Here is a 16,120-nt window from a genome sequence, read left to right on the forward strand (position 1 = left end):
TAACAAAAGAACATAAAGAAAATAACCTTGGTTATTTTTTAGGATTGCAGTTAAAGAGGTGGTGTAAAAGCTTAATTTAATAGCATTGAGCCAAAAAAAGAGCGCTTAAAGTTAGCCTAGGTTCTACTTTCTAATAATTGTAACATTTTAATAAGTGCTAAGTTTATATTTCAAAATAAGTAAAAACTATGATTGCAATATTGTCACCGGCCAAGAGCTTGGATTTTGAGAAACAATTTGATTTAAGAAGTACAAAAACCCGTTTTAATGAAGAAACCAATCAGCTAATTGAAGTTCTTAAAACCAAATCGGAAGAAGAGGTTCAAGAGCTGATGAGCATTAGTGATAAATTAGCACAATTAAATGTGGAGCGCTATGATAATTTCAAAAAGCGAACTCCAAAGCATGCAAAACAAGCAGTTTTAGCCTTCCAAGGTGATGTTTACCAAGGCATGGAAGCAGAGGATTTCACACAGGAAGAACATGATTATGCCCAACAACATATTCGAATTTTATCAGGTTTATATGGATTATTGAGACCATTGGATTTAATCCAGCCTTATAGATTGGAAATGGGTACTAAGCTAGAAACAGATAAAGGCAATAATCTGTATGAGTTTTGGGGAGATAAAATTACCGAGCAATTGAAAAAAGATATTAAATCTCAGGGCGATAAAATATTGGTTAATTTGGCCTCAAATGAATATTTTAAATCTGTCAATAAAAAGGAACTGAAAAAGAATTTTCAGGTCATTGATGTTGAGTTTAAGGATTTTAATAATGGAAAGTACAAGATTGTTTCTTTCTTCGCCAAAAAAGCCAGAGGATTGATGGCGAGATATATTGTTAAAAACCAGATCGATAAAATAGATGATTTAAAAGCCTTTGATTTGGAAGGTTATGCTTTTGACGAAAAAGATTCAAGCGAGTCAAAATTGGCTTTTAAAAGAGGTTGAAGTAAAATGCTAGCGCGAGCTTCTTAGCTCGTGCTATAAGTAAATGCAGGGTACAAGCTGGGAAGCTCGCACCAACACAAAGAAGCTTCATTACAATGGTTTCAGTTCTTAATGGTAGGTATTTGTAGTTGACAACAATTTCCTCTAATTCTTTAAATAATTTCAATATATTTAAGCTTGATTAAAATTTAACCCGTATGAAAAAGTTATACTCATTTGTGATTGCCATATTTATTATTCCTTCACTTTCCTTTTCACAGGATTTACACAAAATTGCATTAGAAAAAGCAGAAGATATTGAAGAAAAAGTAATTGAATGGAGAAGGCATTTTCATCAAAATCCAGAATTATCTAATAGAGAATATAAAACAGGAGAGAAGATAGCTGAGCACTTAAAAGGTCTAGGTTTAGATGTTCAAACTGAAGTTGCTCACACAGGAGTTGTTGCTATTTTAAAAGGTGGAAAGCCAGGTCCAGTTGTAGGTTTAAGAGCTGATATTGATGCTTTACCAGTTACCGAAAGAAATAATTTACCTTTTAAATCTGAAGTAGTAACAGAATATAACGGACAGGAGACAGGTGTTATGCATGCATGTGGTCATGATACGCATATTGCGATTATGATGGGGGTTGCAGAAGTGTTCAGTGAAATGAAAGAAGACATTCCAGGCACTATTAAATTTATTTTCCAGCCTGCTGAAGAAGGAGTTCCAGCCGGTGAGAGGGGAGGAGCCAAAATGATGGTAGAAGAAGGTGTATTGAAAAACCCTGATGTGGAAGCTATTTTTGGTTTACATATAAATGCTGGTACTACTGTCGGACATATCAAATACAAAACAGAAGGTATTATGGCGGCTTCTGACAGGTTTACTATCAACATCAAAGGTAAACAAGCACATGGTTCTACTCCTTGGGCTAGTGTGGATCCTATAGCGGTTTCAGCTCAAATAATCAATAGTTTGCAATACATAGTGTCCAGAAATTCAGAATTGACCAAAGAAGCAGCAGTAGTGACGGTAGGGATTATGCAAGGAGGCAATCGTTTTAATATCATTCCGGAATCAGCCATGTTGGAAGGAACTATTAGAACTTTGGATGAAGGAATGAGAGAAATGATCCATGAGAAAATTAAACTAACGGCTACTAATATTGCAGAAATAGCTGGAGCTACTGCTGAAGTAGAAATTGTAGAAAATGCTCCTCTTACCTATAATGACATCGATTTGACTAATAAAATGGTTTCTTCATTACAAAAAACAGTAGGAGAAGATAAATTGCATGTGATGAAAGCGGTGACTGGAGCTGAGGATTTTTCTTATTTCCAAAATGAAATCCCTGGTTTATATTTCTTCATAGGTGGTAAACCTGAAACAGAACCAGAAGGACAAGCATTAGGCGGACATCACACACCAGATTTCTATATAGATGAATGTGGGATGCTCACTGGAGTGAAAGCATTTATTAATTTGACTTTGGATTATATGGAGAGGGAATAAGTAATTGCTTTATTAAAATTTAAGCTAAAGATTATATGGATTAATTATCTCCAAATTTTCGATTTTCTTAAAATCGTTTACATTTCTGGAAAGTAATGTTAAATCATTCACTAAAGCATTTGCTGCTATTATTGAATCAGGAAGCTTGATTTTATGGTTTTTTCTAATTTCAATGGTTTTTAGAATAACATCTTCATCCAGATTATAAATAATTGAAGAATCGATGAAATCATCTAAAATTTGCATTTGAATTTCACTTGCATTTGGCCAGCTTAAGAGTTCTAGTCGAGTTACCACAGAAATCTTCGGAACATTCTCATAAATTAATAGATTTCCTGCCTCAGGTAGTTTATTAGCTAAATAATCTATGATTACATTGGTGTCTATTAAGCATCCCTGTTCCATTCTTCACGGCTATTTTTAACATGTTGATGGAAATCATTAAGTTGCTTTTCATTTAATTGAAGTTTTCCTCGTAATGAGGAGATTTTATTCATTGATGCTTTTTTCTTTTTTGTGCCATCATTTTCCTTCATAGAAGGATTTTTCACCTTTTCAATACCCAAGTTTTTCACCAATTCCATAAAAAATGTATATTTATTATCTGGTATGTTTAAAGTTATCTGTTTCATAGCTAATGAAAATTTAGGTAATTCTTTTATTAAAAGAACTAAAGTCTATTAAATCGCTAAAGATACTATCTTTAACAAAAATATCAATAAAATAGGTCATTATCAAAAATCAAATTTCTAGTTTGACATATCTTTGTTTTTTAAATTTAATAGATATTAAGGTACATTTAATTAACCTTAGAAGATAATTTAACATCCATATCGAAACATCTCAATCTCATCGCCATCTAATGTATAATATTTGCTAATTAAATTGGCAGTGAGGCAGGAGTGAATTGGAAGAATATATAATAAATCTCCAATTTTAATTTGATCAAAAGCTTTACCAGGAACTTGGATAGTGCCGTGTTCCTGAGATAGTTTTTTCACATACCAGTCTGGAATAGGTTTACCCCATCCCTTTTCTTTTTCCTCAGCTATTAATCCATAAATGGTTTTGCCGTCTTTTTCTATTCTGTCTTTAGAAAAGTGTATAGCACCTCCATACACAATCACTTCATTTCTATCGGGATGTTTGGCCACTACCGGACAAGCCATAGCTACGGCTATATCATCATATCCGCAAGAACCAATTTCAGCTTGCATTACATCATAGAACACAAAATTACCAGGACGCATTTCATTGATATGTTCAAAATTTTCGGATACGCTACAAGTAGGAGTGTCCCCATTAGAAATAATAATATCAGGATAATGATCTTGGAAATGCTTTTTCAAATTAATCATCTTTTCGGATGTATAAGCATGAATTTCATTGATTTCTTTTTTGCCATTGGCCTGATAAGTATGCCCTGCATGCTGTAAAAAACCTTTGATGGTAATGAGATGATTACTTTCTAATGCTTTAAGAATTGTTTCAATTTCAGCAAAATTTTCAGCATCAAGGCCAGTTCTATGATAACCGGCATCAATTTTCAGAAAAATACCAACGGGGTGTTCCAGAAAATCATTCAATGCTTTGACAGTCTCAATGGATTCAACGCATAAATTTAATTTTATCTTTCCTGCAAGATCGTTAACAGTAGTATGTTCTAATATATTTAAAGGAAAAGCCACTGTAATATCAGCCCAATCAGCATTGAAGAAGTATTTTGCCATTTCTAATGAGGATACGGCACATTTATTTATGCCGTATTCTCTGAACCATTCTCCTATTTTTTGAGATTGATGGGTCTTAAAATGGGGACGCAGTTCACAGTTAAAATTTTGAGCTCTTTCGAGCATTCTCTCTATATTTTTGCGAACGATATTTTCATCCAATAAAAGACTTGGTTTTGTAATATTCATCATTACTCTTTAATTAAATGAATTAACTCTCCGCCATTACTAACGGAAACATCCACTTCAGGATTTCCTTTGTATAGAATTCTTCCGGCATTTTCAATGCTGCCTTTCAAGCTGTCTTTTACATTAACTATAATGTCATTATAGCCTCTTTGAAGTACATTTGCCCTGTTGGCTACAAATTCACCGCAATTATATTTACCATCATTAAAATAGCCTGCAATCCGTAAGCTTTTACATTTTCCGGCCACATTAAAAAGGGTAGCAGAATTACTTAATAATGTAGTACTGTTATTATTGATTTTTAAATCAACTTGATTTGTTGCATTCTCAATTCTAATTATAAAATTATTTCTAATAGTGTCTGTAGTAGTTATTATTCCATCGCTTAGGCAGAGAATATTGATAGTACTTTTATTAGTAAACCATTTTAATTTTGGTTTTTCAAAATCTCTGGTCCAACCACAGAAATTTTGGTTAAAAAAGCTTAAAGAATCATTTTCGTGGTCCATAACAATTTTAGGAATTAGATTTTCTCCATAATTCAATTCAAAATATTCTTGATCGGTTTCCACAATTTCCAATTCGATATCATTATGGATAATTAATTCCTTAAAATCTGGAAAATCATCAATTCTTACTGTAATTTTTTCACCAGACTTTTTAAAGCAATCAAAGGCTTCTTCTGAATCACAAGCAGAAAGAATTGAGATTAAAAAAATCGACAATATGATCACAATATTTTTTTCTAAAACCTCCATCCGATTCCGATTTCTGCTTGTTCCGCTGTTGCGGCATGTGTTTTTAATGCTACTTGCGCCATAATATTTTCATGAAATTGATATCTCAATCCATAACGTTGATATACTGGCATATTCAATTTGCTAGGATCATAAATATATAAACCCAATTGTGTAATAAATCCAAGTTTTCCGAATTTTAATTCATGTCCAATGAGTAAACCCATTCGCTTAAAATCTTGAATTTCTTCTACTCCATTTATTCTAAACCAACTGGTTCTAATTTGTTCCTTTAAGGAATAACTGTGAAAATATTCTAAACCTACTCCCCAGTCACTTTTAGGATTCACGTATTTTTGTCCATAGACTAATAAATTGAAAAATGGAAGCGGTTCTCGAACTTGTAAGGTTCGGGTATTCCTACCACCACTCAATAATAGATAAACTTGATATGGGGTTTTATCTAAAGCGATTACATCCTGGATATCCTGATTTTCCTGGCTTTGGATTTTATAAGACATCCCCATATTAGCAGTAACTATATTTACTCCTCGGTTAGGAGCTCTTTGAGCACCATTGCTACTATGCGTAATATTGAGATTAGGGGTAAGGCTTATTTTTTCATTTAGCTTAATTTCATAGGTCAACCTGGTTTGTAAAAGATAAGTAATGGTGCTAGTGACCATATTGTTTTGATTATTGGTTTCCCGATCATAAGGATTTGTACTAAAAACCAAGCCTGTCCCAATTCGGAAATATAAAGCAGTGTTTTCAGTTCTTTTGAGGGGTAGATCAATAGCCGCACTGCCTACTACCAAATGCCCTAATTTAGGATTTTGTAAATTGTAATAGGATAAACCATAGCTAACCAAGGGTTTATTGTATAAACTTTCCCATTCTCTTTTCCCGTTAAGCTTTTGTTGCAAACTTAATTCTATTCCTGAAGGATGAGAATTGGCTAAATGACTCACATATTCATTATGTTTTAGGATAAAACCCTTAATGATTTGTCCATTCAGGTACCAATCATAATGTTGAGCTGTTGAGGCAAAGCAATACAGCAAAAATATAACAGCAAAGCATGTCTTTTTCAAAATCTTCTTAAGTTTTAAACTGCAACAGCCGCTTTTATATGGGGATGACATTGATAATCCATTAATTCAAAATCCTCGAATTTGAAATCAAATATGCTTTTCACATCCGGATTGATTTTCATTTTAGGAAGTGGATATGGTTCTCTGGAAAGTTGTAATTCCGTTTGTTCCAAATGATTGGAATATAAGTGTGCATCACCTAAAGTATGAATAAATTCCCCTGGTTCTAAGTCACAAACTTGTGCAACCATCATCGTTAATAAAGCATAAGAGGCTATGTTAAAAGGAACCCCTAAAAACACATCGGCTGAACGTTGATACAACTGACAACTTAACTTTCCATCCGCCACATAAAATTGAAATAGGGCATGGCATGGAGGCAATGCCATATTCGGGACATCCGCCACATTCCATGCGCTTACCATTATTCTTCTGGAATTAGGATTGTTTTTTATTTGATCAATAATCTGACTAATTTGATCGATATGTTTTCCATCTGGAGTTGGCCAGTTTCTCCATTGAGAGCCATAAACAGGGCCAAGTTCTCCATTTTCATCCGCCCATTCATCCCAAATGGAAACACCATTTTCCTTTAGATATTTAATGTTGGTTTCACCTTTCAAAAACCAAAGCAATTCATGTATAATGGATCTTAAATGCAGTTTTTTGGTAGTAACTACAGGAAATCCTTCCGATAAATCAAAACGCATTTGATAACCAAAAACACTAATAGTACCCGTTCCGGTTCTATCTCCTTTTTGGACACCATTATCTAAAATATGCTGCATTAATTCGTGATACTGCTTCATCTTGCTTTGATTTTATTGCTGTGTATTTATATAATTCTTAAAGTTAATAAATGGCTGAAAATTATCTATGAAACATCATATAATATAGTACAAAATGTGAAATAGTGACCAATATTAAACGGGCAAATTCAATTCTATTTCTTTGTGATTTTTCAGTTTTGGTATATAAAAAATAGAATACCGCATAATACGGAAGAGGTAACGCTATAAAAGCCATTTCCGGAATAGGAATTTTACCCATAATGATAATAACAGCAGGTATCCAATATATAAATGATGAAAATCGTTTTACTCTTTCTAAATCCATTTTTATTATAGCTTTTCGTAAATAATGGCAGCACCTTGACCTACGCCCACGCACATGGTCGCCAATCCGTATTTCACATTTTCTCTTTTCTGCATTTCATGCAATAAGGTAGCAGATATTCTAGTTCCACTGGCTCCCAATGGATGTCCTATAGCAATAGAACCCCCATTTACATTAATGATTTCAGGATTTAAATCCAAATCTTGAATACAAGCAATAGATTGTGAAGCAAAGGCCTCATTCAGTTCTATTAAATCAATATCAGCCACTTTTAAACCTGCTCTTTTTAATGCCTTCTGGGTTGCAGGAACAGGTCCAATCCCCATGGTGTCAGGGCTGACGCCAGCAATGGCCATGCTGACCACCCTGGCCATCGGTTTTAAATTAAATTTCTTTAATGTTTCCTCATTCACAATTAAACTTGCGGCCGAACCATCATTCACCCCACTTGCATTTCCTGCAGTAACAGAGCCATCTTTTTTAAAGGCAGGTTTTAAGGAAGCCAATTTATCAATAGATGAAAGTCTTGGGTGTTCATCTTTATCGAATAAAATATCATCTGACTTTCTCTGCGGGATAGTCACAGGCACCAATTCATCTTTAAATTTCATGGCTTTGTGTGCCTCATCATATTTTAATTGCGAATTATGGGCAAATTCATCTTGTGCTTCTCTACTGATTTTCCATTTTTCGGCAACATTTTCAGCAGTTTCTCCCATGGCAAAGGGATAATGCATATCAGCTAATTTAGGATTGATAAATCTCCATCCAATAGTAGTGTCATAAACCTCTGGTTTTCTTGAATAAGCAGTTTCTGCTTTAGCCATCACGAAAGGTGCACGGGTCATGCTTTCCACGCCCCCAGCTATAAAAGCCTCTCCATCGCCCAACATAGTGGCACGGCTAGCATCCATAATGGATTGCAAACCGGAAGCACATAATCTATTTACCGTTACCCCACCGACTTCAATAGGCAACCCGGCCATTAAACCGGCCATTCTTGCTACATTTCTATTATCCTCACCAGCCTGGTTGGCAGCACCAAAAATGACATCTTCCAATAATGATTTATCGAAATTTGGTTGTCTTTCCAATAGACTTTTAATGATATGCGCGGCCAAATCATCTGGTCTTACGCTACTTAAAGTACCCCCGAATTTGCCAACGGGTGTTCTGGCTATATCTACTATGTATGCTGTATTGATCATTTCCATAAGTTTATAAAAGCGAAATTAAGCTTTTTAATTTCAAGCTGAAAATGAGAAGTGATTTTGTTAACCTTGTTTATGATTTTAATTGTAATTAAGAAGAAAGGGCAGATTGCATACACAATCCGCCCAATTCATCATCATCCATCATTTGGGGTCATCACTCCCCAAATATTCTTAATATCACCTTAAATTTTTATATAAATCAGGGCACTTTCCTTTATAATTTTTGCTTGGGTCTTTTCCTTTCCATTGAAATCTGTATGACAAAGTGAATTCATTGGTTGCACCATAGTTGATTTGTGCATTTTGTAAGCTGTGGTCATAACTATAACCTAAATTAAATTGCTGATAAGAAAATCCAATTGTGAAAACCATTGCTTGTTGCACTCTGTACCATGCGCCTAAAGTGAGAAAATTGTTGTTCCAATATCCGCCTACATTTAAATAATCCATACCTGCTTGATTTTCATAAACGATAGACGGTGTGATGGAATAAGCCTCTTTGCTGTAAGAATATTTTTGAAATCTGTAAGCTATATGAGCAGTATATCTTCTTGGTAAAATGGCATCTGAATCTGGATTAAATCTTTCTTTGGGTGTATTGATATGAGAAATATTTAATCCTGTTACCAAGTTTTCACTTGCATAAACAAAGCCTACGCCAATATCTACCATATTGGTTCTGGATTGACCGAATCGCTCGGCAGTAGGGTAACGATTGCTGCTTCCAGCCCTCATTTGATCTTCAAAAGTTAAACCGCTCCAATCAAATGATTTTTGAAAATAGTTTAAGGAAATACCGCCACCGATTACAGCTCTATTATTTAATTCTATTCTGTGGGATAAGGTAGTACCTATTGCATTATTTTTGATGACCCCGTCCATTTGCTGGTCGTTAAGTGCATGTATGGCTAGACCCGATTGCTTGCCCAATGGCGTATCAAATGAAAAATATGAGGCGTTATAAGCCTGCAAATTGCTCCATTGCTGTCTGTGAGCCAAAGTTAATCTAGGATTTCCTTCAGAACCTGCCAGAGCACTATTCAAATAAATGGGATTGGCATAAAACTGTGAGAAATAAACATCTTGGGCTTTTGAATTCATATTGAATCCTAGTAGCAATGCTAAAATGGTCGGAATGATGAATACCTTTTTCATTTTGATTTATTTTGATGAATGATATTACAAAGATGGGCAACCTCATCATCCTATAAATCGGCAGAAAACGGAAATTTCAATTAGGGGAAATACTTAGTAAACAGTAGACAATTGACAATAGACAGCAGACAATAGACAATAGACAAACTTCGAGCTTCTGACTTCTGACTTCCAGCTTCCAACTTAATTCAATCTACCTAGTTTTCCATCAATCATCTCATGGCGTTCATCAGCCATTTCAGATAATTCCTTGTTGTGCGTCACGATTACAAATGCCTGACCAAATTCATCTCGTAATTTTAGAAACAATGAATGAAGCTCTTCTGCATTTTTGGAATCTAAATTACCGCTTGGTTCATCGGCAAAAACAATGGAAGGATTATTCATGAGGGCTCTGGCAACAGCTACTCTTTGTTGTTCTCCACCACTGAGCTGACCGGGTTTATGATGAGCTCTTTTTTCAATTCCCAATATTTTCATCAATTCCTTAACTCTTTCGATAGATGACTTTTCTTCTTTTTTGGAGATATAAGCAGGAATTAGAATATTCTCTTCGGCAGTAAATTCGGGTAAAAGATTATGAAATTGAAATATAAAACCAATGGTGTTGTTACGAAAATTGGATAATCGACTTCCGGAAAGATTGCTGATATCCTTATCATTAAAAAAAAGCTCACCGCTATCGGCCTGATCCAAAGTACCCAAAATATGCAATAAAGTACTTTTTCCGGCACCACTAGGCCCTACGATTGCATTGATTTTTGCTGCATCAAGCTGAAAGTCAATACCATTTAATACTTTTAAGTCACCGTAATGTTTTTGTATATTTTTAGCTCTCAATATGCTCATGGCTCAAAGATAATGAAAAGGTGAAATATGAAATATGAAAGTTGAATTATCTGAAATTCGAAATTAAAAATCCCAAATCTATCCATATTTTTAAAAGCTTGTAAGCTTTTCAACCAGATATTCTGCTAACATGAAAACATATCTGCATTCAGACATTAACACTTAGCTACTTCAAATACATCAACACTTTTTCACTTGAATATTGCCATTTCTGGTTGAATAATAATATTTATTGCCGTACATTCGCACAAAAATTAGCCAAGAATGAACATACACGAATATCAAGCCAAAGGAATACTTGAAAAGTACGGAGTAACCATTCAAAAAGGAATTGTTGCCGATACACCTGAAGAAGCTACTGAAGCTGCCAAAAAACTTAATACCGAGACTGGAACTGAGTGGTATGTGCTTAAAGCGCAAATCCATGCAGGAGGAAGAGGAAAAGGAAAAGTGAAGGAAACAGACTCAAATGGAGTAGTATTGGCAAAGAGTTTAGAAGATGTAGCGCCAAAATCAAAAGCTATTTTAGGAGGTACTTTAGTGACGCACCAAACTGGTGAAGACGGTAAAGTAGTGAACAAATTATTAATAGCTCAGGATGTTTATTATCCGGGTGAACATGAGCCAAAGGAATATTATGTTGGAATCTTATTGGATAGAGCCAAAGGATGTAATGTAATCATGGCTTCTACCGAAGGTGGGGTTGATATTGAGGATGTTGCAGAAAACACACCAGATAAAATTATTAAAGAGTGGATCGATCCTCGTGTTGGTTTACAAGGATTTCAAGCTAGAAAAGTAGCTTTCAAATTAGGTTTGGAAGGAGATGCTTTTAAAAATATGGTGAAATTTATCCATTCATTGTACACCGCTTATGATGCAACGGATTCATCTATGTTTGAAATCAATCCAGTATTGAAAACTTCTGATAATAAGATTTTAGCTGTTGATGCTAAAGTTAATTTAGATGATTCTGCATTATTCCGTCATAAAGATTTAGCAGAAATGCGTGATAAATCAGAGGAAGATCCTGCTGAGGTAGAAGCAGCTGAATCAGGCTTAAACTATGTGAAGTTGGATGGTAATGTTGGCTGTATGGTAAACGGTGCCGGACTAGCAATGGCTACTATGGATATCATCAAATTATCAGGCGGTGACCCTGCCAATTTCTTGGATGTTGGAGGTAGCGCCAATGCAGAAACAGTTGAAGCTGGTTTCAGAATTATCTTAAAAGACCCTAAAGTTGAGGCTATCTTAATCAACATTTTTGGTGGTATCGTTCGTTGCGATAGAGTGGCTAAAGGTGTGGTTGAAGCTTACAAAAACATAGGAGATATTAATGTACCGATCATTGTTCGTTTACAAGGAACCAATGCTGAAGAAGGTGCGAAAATAATAGAAGAGTCAGGCTTAAAAGTAACTTCTGCTATTGTATTAAAAGATGCAGCATTAAGAGTAAAAGAAGCACTTTCTTAATTAATAATTATTAATTACTAATTAGTAATTGATAAGCACCCGTAGCTCAACTGGATAGAGTATCGGATTTCGGCTCCGAGGGTTGGGGGTTCGACTCCCTTCGGGTGTACTATTCGCAACTAAAGTCTCTCAAATTAATTTTTGAGAGACTTTTTTATTTTTGTGTATTTTTTCAAAATAAATTAAGCATCATTTAGTGCTTACTCATCTAATCTCCGATGCTATACAAGTAATGTAAACAAATCCATTTCGCCAGTTGTTTTTATATTTTTAGCAAGAAAATATAAACAATGCTCACAATGTTCAAATTTATATTTATCAGTTTAATCCTATTTCCAATGCAGCCAAACATAATCTATGATTTTGATTCCAATAAAGACATAAATACCTGGAGTGTAGTGGATGATACCGTAATGGGAGGGATGTCAAATGGAACTTTTCAGTTATCTATTGATGGTCATGGTGTTTTCACTGGATATGTAACAACGGAAAATAATGGAGGTTTTTCCTCTGTTCGTTATGAGTTTGAGTCGATGAGTGTGGAAGGCTATGAAAATGTGGTGATAAAATTGAAAGGTGATGGAAAAGACTATCAATTCAGACTAAAAGCTAGTAGAAGCGATTACTATTCTTACATTAGGGAATTCTCTACCACAGGTGAATGGGAAGAAATAACAATCCCTCTAGGTGATTTTTATCCTTCTTATAGAGGCAGGAAACTCAGTATGCCTAATTTTTCTGGGGACTCAATTGAAGAAGTCGCCTTTTTAATTGGAAATAAGAAAAAGGAGAGTTTCCGCTTAATCATTGATAAGATTGAATTGAAGTAAAAGCAATAGAATTAAATATCTTGGTCTTACAGTCCCCATAACAAAATTCCAATTTTTTGGCAAAGCAATCTCAATTTCGCACACGCGTTTTCGCGTGTGTCCATTACAAAACCAACCCAAATCCCTGCAAAACCAAACAAAACCGATTATATTGGCGCCCTGCACCTGGACAACGGCAATTTGGATTTTATGATGCACCCGGAAGGACAATATGATTTTGGATCTGACCAGTACCACTTTAACCTGACCGACCACCTTGGAAATGTAAGGGCAGTGGTAAATGAAGCAGGTACAGTATTGCAAAGGGAGGATTACTATCCTTTTGGCCTGACTTTTAATTCTTCTGGGAATGTGAGTGATTATAAGTATAATGGGAAAGAAGAACAGGAGGAAACAGGGTGGCTGGATTACCATGCACGACAATATGACCCAGCATTGGGTAGAATGTTATCTATAGATCCATTGGCTGATATGATGACAAGCCATAATCCGTATCACTATACTTATAATAATCCACTAAATTTCACCGATCCAACAGGAATGGCTCCCGAGAGTTTTCAAGATTTATTGGGTGATTTATGGGAGCAAGCTGGTGAAAACGGCAAGGCAACTTGGACTAATCCTGATTCAGATGAGAGTGATGATGAAAGCAGTGGATGTGGTGGTCCCGAAAATCCATGTCCTCAAGAGTCAACAAAAGAACCGAAGAGTGGGAAACAGCAATACTTCCATAACTTAGAGCAGAAAGCAGCGAAAACTGCTGAAAAAGTAGCAGCTTATGGTAATCTTGCTATTGACGTTGCAGAGCTTGGTCAAAAATTTGGTGCTAAATATGTTATTCCAAAAAAGTTAGGTTTAGGTTTTACAATTATCCAAATTGGCTCTAAATTCTATCAAGGGGATAATAAAGGTGGCTGGATAGAAGTTGGTAAGTCTGTCGTTGCAGGTATTTTGGGACGATATGGAGGTGGTGGGTTTATTAATTCTGGAGCAGAATTATTTTACAATATTGGGAAGCATCAAGCGAACCAAATTTATAGGGATCAAAATAAGGAAGCACTTTTCTGGGCATATAGAGCAGCCAAAGCAGAAGAAGATGTTTTTTTTGGTTTAGCCAAAGAATACAATGAAAGAGCAATTTCAATTCAAAATAAGGCTAAAAGGGGTGCGGAAAACATACTTTATTAAACTATTTTATGTATAGATATATTTTGTTTTTTACGGTTTTTATCATTTACTCATGTTCGTCAAAGAGAAATGAGGAAATTAAAAGTGATCAAGTTATTGTCGAACAACTTCAAAATCTTACAATGAAAAAGGTGCAAAAAGAAGCAATAGCAGATTCTTTATATATAGAAAAAGATTTTGCAAGAGTAATAGATGAGTACACTACCTTGATTAAAAATGATTCAACTAAAGGTGTTTATTTTTATCGTAGGGGGTATAGTTATGGTCAATTTTTCAAATTTGACCTGGCAATAGCAGATTTTAAGAAATCTATTGATTGCGGGTATCGTGAACATGATGCTTATTATTCTATAGCAGTTATATATCACGAAGTGTTCGAAGAAGATTCTATTGCTTTGGATTATTTAGATAAGGCATTATTGGAAGATTCAACTTCAAAGTTAGCAAAGCAATTAGTATTAAAAATTGAAACTGGTGATGTTAAGAATATATGATACCTTTTTCTCATTCTTGTATTTTCTGATTAAAAAATCAGAAGAAACTTGGAGGATTGAAACAACTAAAACTAGAGCATATTCGACAATATTAATATTGTGCGTACTAGAAACTATGAATGTTTTTACATTATATCCTTTAGATAATTTTTTGATTATTGTAGCTACATATCTTAGTTTCTATTTAATCAATTATTTGCTCTTTATTTTTAAAAATAGATATTTAAAAATCCTTTCGTTTGTCCCCAGACCAGAAAAGCAACAAATCGTATTTTCTACTTTGTATATTCTGTTAAGTTCGGCTTTATTTGTGTATTTTAATGATTTGTGGAAACTTTAAAATTTTGGTTCTTGACTTTATTTCCTCAGTTCCCTCTATGTTTTACATGGTGGTAATTAATAAATTTAGAAATAACCAAACCCCAAGTTTTCAGAAAGGCTTGGGGTTTTTTAAGAAAACACAATTTTATTAACTCAGGTGGCACGCGTTTTTGCGTGTGTCCATTTGTCCCAGAATTGCTACAGGACAACCCAAATAATTAAGACTTAAAGCTTAAATAATGGAAAATTACTATTCCAATGCCTAATAGGTTTGCTAAAAAATCTGAAGCATGGAAAGTAATTGATTAAACGAAATGGAAGGCTTAACAGCAGCAATACAACCAATCGAGCCTTTGGCTAAAATCAACAAATGAAACTAAAATAGAAAATCAAAATGTTATATTTACATAAATGAAGCACTACAATTATGAGCACATCTGAAATTAGGGAATTACTTCATGAGTACATTAACAATGCTGACGAACGCCTTATCAATTTAATTTATGAAACGATTCAGTCAGATATGAAAGAAGATCATGATGCTTTAAGCGAAGCACAAAAAAAGCTATTAGATGAAAGATTAACAGCATATCAATCCAGTCCGTCAGAAGGCTCAAATTGGGAGGAAGTTAAAAATCGAATCCGAAAGCAACTATGAATTATGCCTTAATTGTCAGGCCAGAAGCTGAGCTTGATATATTAGAGTCATCTCAATGGTATGAAGAAAAGCAAGAAAACCTAGGTTTACGTTTCTTAGATGAAGTTGAAGACAAAATTCGTTTAATAACTCAAAATCCACTTCATTATCAAGTTAGATATAAGAATATTCGTTTAGCATTATTAAACCATTTCCCGTACGCCATACATTTTCTTGTGGATCAAAACAGTGTAATAGTATTGGCAACGAGAGTAAATCCCGAACAAGGGGTTTGAACAGTACCCCCGTTGGCGCACGCGTTTCCGCTTATGTCCATCTAACCCAGCTCAAAAAAGGAAAACTGAAAAATTAAACTAACCACTGATCCTAAAGTTCCCTTTAGACCAAATTCTTTTATCGGCAAAGCAATCTCTATTTCGCACTAAAATTATTTCAATTATAGTTCTACCGTACAAAAAACTCGAACAGAAAACATAATATATGATTTATAGTGTTCAGTAGTTTGTTTTATCATTACATCCCATTGATAATCAGTGACATTACGAGTGGACTATCAAAATATTAATATTGAGTAAAAATAATATCCTAAAAATAGTATGATTTGAGTATTTTTATTA

At 34.5% G+C, this 16,120-nt stretch carries 18 protein-coding genes and 1 tRNA gene; 9 read left to right on the top strand and 10 right to left on the bottom strand.

Translation table 11 applies throughout. The features are described from left to right. Positions 1–188 precede the first annotated feature (188 nt). Complete coding sequence (yaaA, locus tag ACFE0M_RS11695; protein WP_434545947.1) at positions 189–956, top strand: peroxide stress protein YaaA; 768 nt, start codon at positions 189–191, stop codon at positions 954–956. Positions 957–1,153: 197 nt separating this feature from the next. Further along, the gene (locus ACFE0M_RS11700) at positions 1,154–2,452 is read left to right on the top strand and encodes an amidohydrolase (RefSeq protein ID WP_434545948.1); all 1,299 of its coding nucleotides are present in this window, start codon (positions 1,154–1,156) and stop codon (positions 2,450–2,452) included. A gap of 24 nt (positions 2,453–2,476) precedes the next feature. Here ACFE0M_RS11700 and ACFE0M_RS11705 read toward each other — a convergent pair whose 3' ends face one another. From ACFE0M_RS11705 to ACFE0M_RS11750, 10 genes are all read right to left on the bottom strand, one after another. Beyond that, complete coding sequence (locus tag ACFE0M_RS11705; RefSeq protein ID WP_434545949.1) at positions 2,477–2,857, bottom strand: type II toxin-antitoxin system VapC family toxin; 381 nt, start codon at positions 2,855–2,857, stop codon at positions 2,477–2,479. Then, complete coding sequence (locus ACFE0M_RS11710) at positions 2,839–3,084, bottom strand: hypothetical protein (RefSeq protein ID WP_434545950.1); 246 nt, start codon at positions 3,082–3,084, stop codon at positions 2,839–2,841. The genes ACFE0M_RS11705 and ACFE0M_RS11710 overlap by 19 nt, the downstream gene beginning before the upstream one ends. A 189-nt stretch (positions 3,085–3,273) precedes the next feature. Beyond that, positions 3,274–4,374, bottom strand: coding sequence for an alanine racemase (locus tag ACFE0M_RS11715; RefSeq protein ID WP_434545951.1), 1,101 nt, complete (start codon positions 4,372–4,374; stop codon positions 3,274–3,276). Continuing rightward, positions 4,374–5,129: a GIN domain-containing protein gene (locus ACFE0M_RS11720; protein WP_434545952.1), complete on the bottom strand. Its 756-nt coding sequence runs from the start codon at positions 5,127–5,129 to the stop codon at positions 4,374–4,376. The genes ACFE0M_RS11715 and ACFE0M_RS11720 overlap by 1 nt, the downstream gene beginning before the upstream one ends. Continuing rightward, on the bottom strand, positions 5,117–6,202 hold the full coding sequence (locus ACFE0M_RS11725; protein WP_434545953.1) for an acyloxyacyl hydrolase: 1,086 nt from the start codon (positions 6,200–6,202) through the stop codon (positions 5,117–5,119). Before ACFE0M_RS11725 ends, ACFE0M_RS11720 begins: the two co-directional genes overlap by 13 nt. Before the next feature lie 14 nt (positions 6,203–6,216). After that, complete coding sequence (locus ACFE0M_RS11730) at positions 6,217–7,011, bottom strand: thymidylate synthase (protein WP_434545954.1); 795 nt, start codon at positions 7,009–7,011, stop codon at positions 6,217–6,219. Between the two features lie 61 nt (positions 7,012–7,072). Further along, a complete protein-coding gene (locus ACFE0M_RS11735; RefSeq protein WP_434545955.1) occupies positions 7,073–7,318 on the bottom strand; it encodes a hypothetical protein in 246 nt (81 codons plus the stop codon). Positions 7,319–7,323: 5 nt separating this feature from the next. Next, positions 7,324–8,523 (bottom strand): thiolase family protein, encoded by a 1,200-nt coding sequence (locus ACFE0M_RS11740; RefSeq protein ID WP_434546022.1) that lies wholly within the window; start codon positions 8,521–8,523, stop codon positions 7,324–7,326. Between the two features lie 186 nt (positions 8,524–8,709). Next, positions 8,710–9,687, bottom strand: coding sequence for a PorP/SprF family type IX secretion system membrane protein (locus tag ACFE0M_RS11745; protein WP_434545956.1), 978 nt, complete (start codon positions 9,685–9,687; stop codon positions 8,710–8,712). A gap of 183 nt (positions 9,688–9,870) precedes the next feature. Beyond that, positions 9,871–10,530, bottom strand: a complete 660-nt coding sequence (locus ACFE0M_RS11750; RefSeq protein WP_434546023.1) for an ABC transporter ATP-binding protein — start codon at positions 10,528–10,530, stop codon at positions 9,871–9,873. Positions 10,531–10,800: 270 nt separating this feature from the next. Between ACFE0M_RS11750 and sucC the strand changes: the two genes are divergently transcribed. The 7 genes from sucC (at position 10,801) to ACFE0M_RS11785 (ending at position 15,778) form a co-directional block, all read left to right on the top strand. Next, positions 10,801–12,012, top strand: coding sequence for an ADP-forming succinate--CoA ligase subunit beta (gene sucC, locus ACFE0M_RS11755; RefSeq protein WP_434545957.1), 1,212 nt, complete (start codon positions 10,801–10,803; stop codon positions 12,010–12,012). 35 nt (positions 12,013–12,047) lie between these two features. Continuing rightward, positions 12,048–12,121: transfer RNA gene (locus ACFE0M_RS11760), tRNA-Arg, on the top strand. A 229-nt stretch (positions 12,122–12,350) separates the two neighbouring features. Then, positions 12,351–12,842 carry a CIA30 family protein gene (locus tag ACFE0M_RS11765; protein WP_434545958.1) on the top strand — a complete coding sequence of 164 codons (492 nt, stop codon included), beginning with the start codon at positions 12,351–12,353 and terminating at the stop codon, positions 12,840–12,842. 189 nt (positions 12,843–13,031) lie between these two features. Further along, on the top strand, positions 13,032–14,030 hold the full coding sequence (locus ACFE0M_RS11770; protein ID WP_434545959.1) for an RHS repeat domain-containing protein: 999 nt from the start codon (positions 13,032–13,034) through the stop codon (positions 14,028–14,030). 8 nt (positions 14,031–14,038) lie between these two features. Continuing rightward, complete coding sequence (locus tag ACFE0M_RS11775) at positions 14,039–14,524, top strand: hypothetical protein (RefSeq protein ID WP_434545960.1); 486 nt, start codon at positions 14,039–14,041, stop codon at positions 14,522–14,524. A 748-nt stretch (positions 14,525–15,272) separates the two neighbouring features. Continuing rightward, complete coding sequence (locus ACFE0M_RS11780; RefSeq protein ID WP_434545961.1) at positions 15,273–15,503, top strand: addiction module protein; 231 nt, start codon at positions 15,273–15,275, stop codon at positions 15,501–15,503. Further along, the gene (locus ACFE0M_RS11785; RefSeq protein WP_434545962.1) at positions 15,500–15,778 is read left to right on the top strand and encodes a type II toxin-antitoxin system RelE/ParE family toxin; all 279 of its coding nucleotides are present in this window, start codon (positions 15,500–15,502) and stop codon (positions 15,776–15,778) included. Before ACFE0M_RS11780 ends, ACFE0M_RS11785 begins: the two co-directional genes overlap by 4 nt. Positions 15,779–16,120: the final 342 nt, after the last annotated feature.

It is taken from the genome of Marivirga sp., assembly GCF_051117495.1.
Classification (GTDB): Bacteria; Bacteroidota; Bacteroidia; order Cytophagales; family Cyclobacteriaceae; genus Marivirga.

Excerpts from the sequence above, each read along its gene's own strand:
- ACFE0M_RS11720 (WP_434545952.1), bottom strand. The coding sequence starts at position 5,129 with ATGGAGGTTTTAGAAAAAAATATTGTGATCATATTGTCGATTTTTTTA.
- ACFE0M_RS11765 (WP_434545958.1), top strand. The coding sequence starts at position 12,351 with ATGCAGCCAAACATAATCTATGATTTTGATTCCAATAAAGACATAAAT.
- ACFE0M_RS11745 (WP_434545956.1), bottom strand. The coding sequence starts at position 9,687 with ATGAAAAAGGTATTCATCATTCCGACCATTTTAGCATTGCTACTAGGA.
- sucC (WP_434545957.1), top strand. The coding sequence starts at position 10,801 with ATGAACATACACGAATATCAAGCCAAAGGAATACTTGAAAAGTACGGA.
- ACFE0M_RS11775 (WP_434545960.1), top strand. The coding sequence starts at position 14,039 with ATGTATAGATATATTTTGTTTTTTACGGTTTTTATCATTTACTCATGT.
- ACFE0M_RS11705 (WP_434545949.1), bottom strand. The coding sequence starts at position 2,857 with ATGGAACAGGGATGCTTAATAGACACCAATGTAATCATAGATTATTTA.
- ACFE0M_RS11735 (WP_434545955.1), bottom strand. The coding sequence starts at position 7,318 with ATGGATTTAGAAAGAGTAAAACGATTTTCATCATTTATATATTGGATA.
- ACFE0M_RS11715 (WP_434545951.1), bottom strand. The coding sequence starts at position 4,374 with ATGATGAATATTACAAAACCAAGTCTTTTATTGGATGAAAATATCGTT.
- ACFE0M_RS11700 (WP_434545948.1), top strand. The coding sequence starts at position 1,154 with ATGAAAAAGTTATACTCATTTGTGATTGCCATATTTATTATTCCTTCA.
- ACFE0M_RS11785 (WP_434545962.1), top strand. The coding sequence starts at position 15,500 with ATGAATTATGCCTTAATTGTCAGGCCAGAAGCTGAGCTTGATATATTA.
- ACFE0M_RS11780 (WP_434545961.1), top strand. The coding sequence starts at position 15,273 with ATGAGCACATCTGAAATTAGGGAATTACTTCATGAGTACATTAACAAT.
- ACFE0M_RS11730 (WP_434545954.1), bottom strand. The coding sequence starts at position 7,011 with ATGAAGCAGTATCACGAATTAATGCAGCATATTTTAGATAATGGTGTC.
- yaaA (WP_434545947.1), top strand. The coding sequence starts at position 189 with ATGATTGCAATATTGTCACCGGCCAAGAGCTTGGATTTTGAGAAACAA.
- ACFE0M_RS11770 (WP_434545959.1), top strand. The coding sequence starts at position 13,032 with ATGATGCACCCGGAAGGACAATATGATTTTGGATCTGACCAGTACCAC.
- ACFE0M_RS11710 (WP_434545950.1), bottom strand. The coding sequence starts at position 3,084 with ATGAAACAGATAACTTTAAACATACCAGATAATAAATATACATTTTTT.